The sequence below is a fragment of the Pseudomonas sp. AFG_SD02_1510_Pfu_092 genome, from assembly GCF_003331055.1.
In the GTDB taxonomy this organism is placed as follows: domain Bacteria; phylum Pseudomonadota; class Gammaproteobacteria; order Pseudomonadales; family Pseudomonadaceae; genus Aquipseudomonas.
In genome coordinates this window covers 1-4981 of sequence record NZ_PUQD01000110.1, presented here as the reverse complement: position 1 = coordinate 4981, position 4981 = coordinate 1, and the positions used below count along the sequence as shown (strand labels likewise).

Sequence of the window (4981 nt, the reverse complement as noted above, 5' to 3'; positions counted from 1 at the left end):
GGGTTCACCCGCGAAAGGGGCCGCACAGGCATCCCGGCTTCTAAACCCACATCACCCAAACCTATTAACCTCCCCCCCCCCCCCCCCGGGCCCCGCCCCCCCCGCCCCCCCCCCCCCCCCCCCCCCCCCCCCCCCCGCCCCCCCCCCCCCCCCCCCCCCCCCCCCCCCCCCCCCCCCGCCCCCCCGCGGGGGGGGGGGGCCCCCGGGGGGGGGGGGTTTTACCCCGCGAAGAGGCCAGTACAGGTCAAACCCGCTCGATGGCCAGCGCCAACCCTTGGCCGACGCCCACGCACATGGTCGCCAGGCCTTTACGCCCACCGCTCTTCTCCAGCTGGTGCAGCGCCGTCAGTACCAGGCGCGCACCGCTCATGCCCAGCGGGTGGCCCAGGGCGATCGCGCCGCCGTTGGGGTTTACCTGCGGTGCATCGTCGGCCACACCCAGCTCACGCAGCACGGCCAGGCCCTGGCTGGCAAAGGCTTCGTTGAGCTCGATCACATCGAAATCACTCACCGCCACACCCAGGCGCTCGGTCAGTTTGCGCACCGCCGGCACCGGGCCAATGCCCATCACCCGCGGAGCGACGCCAGCGCTGGCCATGCCCAACACCCGGGCGCGCGGGGTCAGGCCATGTTTCTTCACGGCCTCGGCCGAAGCCAGGATCAGCGCCGCGGCGCCATCGTTCACGCCCGAGGCGTTGCCGGCGGTGACAGTCTTGTCCGGGCCGTTGACCGGCTTCAGCCTGGTCAGGGCTTCCAGGGTGGTTTCCGGGCGCAGGTGTTCATCGTGCTCGACCACGGTTTCGCCCTTCTTGTGGGCGATACGCACCGGCACGATCTCTTCGGCGAAGAAACCGGCGGCCTGCGCTGCCGCAGCCTTCTGCTGGCTGCGCAGGGCGAAGGCGTCCTGGTCAGCGCGCGAGACCTGGTAATCGTCGGCCACGTTGTCAGCGGTTTCCGGCATGGCGTCGACACCGTACTGGCTCTTCATCAGCGGGTTGATGAAACGCCAGCCGATGGTCGTGTCTTCGAGCTTCATGTTGCGCGAATAGCCGCTTTCAGCCTTGCCCATGACGAACGGGGCACGCGACATCGACTCGACGCCGCCGGCGATCGCCAGCTCCATTTCGCCGCTGGCGATGGCGCGGAACGCGGTGCCGATGGCATCCATGCCCGAGGCACAGAGGCGGTTCAGGGTAACGCCGGGGATGCTCTGTGGCAGGCCGGCCAGCAGCAGCGCCATGCGCGCCACGTTGCGGTTGTCTTCACCGGCCTGGTTGGCGCAGCCGAAGAACACTTCGTCCAGCTGCTCCCACTGTACGCCAGGGTTGCGCTCGACCAGCGCCTTCAGCGGCACGGCCGCCAGGTCATCGGCGCGCACACCGGCCAGGGCGCCGCCGAAACGGCCGATCGGGGTACGGATGGCATCACAGATGAATACGTCGCGCATCAGGCTTCTCCTGCCGCCTGGCCATGGGCCGCGGCGGTACGGGCTTCGAGGTCACGCAGGGCGGACAGCTCGACTTCGGTCGGTTCGGCAGTGCTCTGCACCGTGTCGGCGAAGCGCACCGGCCAGCCAGTGGCGGCGATGATCTGCTCGCGGCTCACGCCCGGGTGAATGGCAGTGACGACGAACTCGTGGGTACCGGCTTCCGGCTCCATGATGCACAGGTCGGTGATGATGCCGACCGGGCCTTCACCTGGCAGGCCAAGGCGTTTGCGTGAATCGCCGCCTTCACCGTGGCCGACCGAGGTGATGAAGTCCAGCTTGTCGACGAAGGCACGCGGCGACTGCTTGAGGATGATCAGCACCTGCTTGGCGGAGCCGGCGATTTCCGGCGCGCCACCGGCACCTGGCAAGCGGGTTTTCGGGGCGTGGTAGTCACCCACCACGGTGGTGTTGATGTTGCCGAAGCGGTCGACCTGGGCGGCGCCGAGGAAGCCGACGTCGATGCGCCCGCCTTGCAGCCAGTAACGGAAAATCTCGCCGGTAGGCACCACGGTGTCGGCGGTCTCGGCCAGCTCGCCGTCGCCGATCGACAGCGGCAGCACGCTCGGCTTGGCACCAATCGGGCCGGATTCATAGATCAGCACCACATCAGGCGACGAGGTCAGGCGCGCCAAGTTGGCAGCCTTGGACGGCAAGCCGATCCCGACGAAGCACACAGCGCCGTTGCGCAGGCGCCGGGCTGCGGCGACGGTCATCATTTCGGAAGTGGAGTAGCTCATTGTGCGGCCTCCGCGGTGCTGGCCAGCCTGGCCTTGAATTCGTTGAAATCGGCAGTGCCACGGATGTAGGTGTCGATCCAGGCGGTGAACGATTCGCGGCTGCGCGCGATCGGGTCCCAGGCCTGGTAGAAGCGGTTGTCACGCTCGTAGTAGCCGTGGGCGTAAGACGGGTGCGCGCCACCGGGCACCAGGCATACCGCGCTCAGCGCCCAGGTCGGCAGCACGCAGGCGTTCATCGGTGCCTGCAGGTCGTCGACGATCTCCTCCACGGTGACGATGCAACGTTTGGCGGCCAGGGCGGCTTCCTTCTGCACCCCGAGGATGCCCCACAACAGCACGTTGCCCTTGCGGTCGGCCTTCTGTGCGTGGATCACGGTCACATCCGGGCGCACCGACGGGACAGCGGCCAGCACTTCGCCGGTGAACGGGCAGGTGACGCTCTTGATCAGCGGGTTGACCTTCGGCAGGTCGGAACCGGCGTAGGCACGCAGCACGGCGAACGGCAGGCCCGAAGCACCGGCGACGTAGGCGTTGGCCAAGTCCGCGTGGCTGTGTTCTTCGATTTCAATGGCGTGTGGCCACTGCTTTTCGACCGCGTCACGCAGGCGGTGCAGCGAACCGACACCCGGGTTGCCGCCCCACGAGAAGATCAGCTTGCGCGCGCAACCGGCGCCGATCAGCTGGTCGTAGATCAGGTCCGGGGTCATGCGTACCAGGGTCAGGTCGCGTTTGCCCTGACGGATGATCTCGTGGCCGGCGGCAGTCGGGATCAGGTGCGTGAAACCTTCGAGGGCGACGGTATCGCCGTCCTGGATGAACTGCTTCACGGCTTCGTGAAGCGGGAGAATTGCAGCCATTGGAGACTCCTGGTCAGGGTGCTTCGGTGAGCTCAGATTAAGGAGATTGGCGGGCGGCTTACAATCCGATAATCGAACTTCAGTGCGATTATCGAACCAATTATTGCCTCCCTACCGATCCTCCTCATGTCGCGTCAGGTCGCGTCCGCGTGGCTCACCAACCCCTTCACGATCACGCCTACGGTCGCCAGGCCTGCCGGCACCAGCAACGCCGTCAGCACCTGCTCGAAGTTCCAGCCCAGCCCCAGCAGTGTCGCCCCACTCCAGGCGCCGAGAATCGCACCGAAGCGGCCGATACCGAGCATCCAGGAAACCCCCGTGGCGCGGCCCTGGGTCGGATAGAAGCGCGCCGCCAGCGACGGCATCGCCGATTGCGCGCCGTTCACGCACATGCCGGCCACCAGCACCAGCGTGGCCAGCACGGTGATGTTGCCCAGGCTCTGCCCCACGGCGTAGGCGAACACCCCGGCCAGCAGGTAGAAAATGCCGATTACCTTGTGCGGGTTGAAGCGGTCCATGGCCCAGCCCACGCCAACCGCACTCAGCACGCCACCGAACTGGAACAGCGCGCCGATGAACGCGGCCTGTTCCATGCTCGCGCCGCTGTCGCGCATCAGGGTGGGCAGCCAGCTGGTCAGCAGGTAGACGATCACCAGGCCCATGAAGTAGGTCAGCCACAGCAGTACGGTGCCCAGGCCGTAGGTGCCGGAGAAGATCAGCGCGAACACGTTGCGTGCGGCCACCGCCTGTTGTTCCGGCACGCTGAAGCTGCCCGCCTCGGCTACCACCTGCGGCGCGATGGGCGACAAGGCCTTGCGCACCTTGTCCGTGCCACGGTTGCGCACCACCAGAAAGCGCGCCGACTCTGGCAGCCAGACCATCAGCACCAGCGCCAGCAGCAATGGCAGCACGCCACCGATCACCAGCAGGCTGTGCCAGCCATAGGCCGGGATCATCTTGGCGGAAATGAAACCGCCCCCGGCCATGCCCAGGTTGAAGCCGCAGAACATGCTGGTCACCAGCAGCGACTTGAGGCGCTCGGGGGTGTATTCGGACAACAGCGTGGTGGCGTTGGGCATGCCTGCGCCAAGCCCCAGGCCAGTCAGGAAGCGCAGCACCAGCAACTGGTCGACATTGCTGGCGTAGGCCGAAGCCAGGCTGAAGCCACCGAACACCAGCACCGCCCCCACCAGCACGCCCTTGCGGCCGAACCGGTCGGCCAGCGGGCCGGAGCCCAGTGCGCCGAACACCATGCCGATCAATGCAGCACTCATGACCGGGCCGAGGCTGGCGCGGTCGATCCCCCACTCCTGCGACAGGGCCGGGGCGATGAAGCCCATGGCGGCGGTATCCAGGCCATCGAGGAAGACGATCAGGAAGCACAGCAACACGACCCGCCACTGATAGCGGGACAGCGGTTGCCGGTTGATGAATGACTGGACGTCGAGGCTATTGCCAACGTTGCTTTGCACTTGGTTCATTGTTGTTATCCAGAATTGAGGGCACAGCCAGGCCACTGCACGCGGTCAACCGGCACAGGGGACAATATTGGGGAAATGCGGCGGGTGTCAGCCTGGATACAACAGTACCGCGCGCGGGTGCGGCCGCGGCAGCGAGGGGACAGTCGTCATGGGAAGTGCCTCTTGTATTGTTCTTGTCCGGTCGGCACAACCGACCGCTGCCGGAGACATTAATCAGCAGGCGGGGCTGAAGCAATTCGCCGTGAACGACACTGTGCGTTTATCGCACAGGAAACGGTTTTGCCTGTTCAAAATTCGAACGGGGGGCGCTTTTGGCCCCCAACCCCCGGCCCCCCCCCCCCCCCCCCCCCCCCGGGCCCGGGGGGGGGCCCCCGGGGCGGGCGGTTGGGGGGGCAACGCGCCCCCCCCGCGGCCGCC

The 4981-nt window shown here is 67.0% G+C and carries 4 protein-coding genes; all 4 read right to left on the bottom strand.

All coding sequences use genetic code 11. The features are described from left to right. Positions 1 to 244: 244 nt before the first annotated feature. On the bottom strand, positions 245 to 1450 hold the full coding sequence (gene pcaF / locus C6A77_RS24905) for a 3-oxoadipyl-CoA thiolase (RefSeq protein WP_178082405.1): 1206 nt from the start codon (positions 1448 to 1450) through the stop codon (positions 245 to 247). Then, positions 1447 to 2226 carry a CoA-transferase subunit beta gene (locus tag C6A77_RS24900; RefSeq protein ID WP_114172003.1) on the bottom strand — a complete coding sequence of 260 codons (780 nt, stop codon included), beginning with the start codon at positions 2224 to 2226 and terminating at the stop codon, positions 1447 to 1449. The genes pcaF and C6A77_RS24900 overlap by 4 nt, the downstream gene beginning before the upstream one ends. Beyond that, positions 2223 to 3083 carry a CoA transferase subunit A gene (locus C6A77_RS24895; RefSeq protein ID WP_114172002.1) on the bottom strand — a complete coding sequence of 287 codons (861 nt, stop codon included), beginning with the start codon at positions 3081 to 3083 and terminating at the stop codon, positions 2223 to 2225. Before C6A77_RS24895 ends, C6A77_RS24900 begins: the two co-directional genes overlap by 4 nt. A gap of 134 nt (positions 3084 to 3217) precedes the next feature. Continuing rightward, entirely contained in the window at positions 3218 to 4564 is a 1347-nt protein-coding gene (locus C6A77_RS24890) for an MFS transporter (protein WP_114172001.1), read from the bottom strand. Between the last annotated feature and the right edge of the window lie 417 nt (positions 4565 to 4981).

Excerpts from the sequence above, each read along its gene's own strand:
- C6A77_RS24900 (WP_114172003.1), bottom strand. The coding sequence starts at position 2,226 with ATGAGCTACTCCACTTCCGAAATGATGACCGTCGCCGCAGCCCGGCGC.
- C6A77_RS24895 (WP_114172002.1), bottom strand. The coding sequence starts at position 3,083 with ATGGCTGCAATTCTCCCGCTTCACGAAGCCGTGAAGCAGTTCATCCAG.
- C6A77_RS24890 (WP_114172001.1), bottom strand. The coding sequence starts at position 4,564 with ATGAACCAAGTGCAAAGCAACGTTGGCAATAGCCTCGACGTCCAGTCA.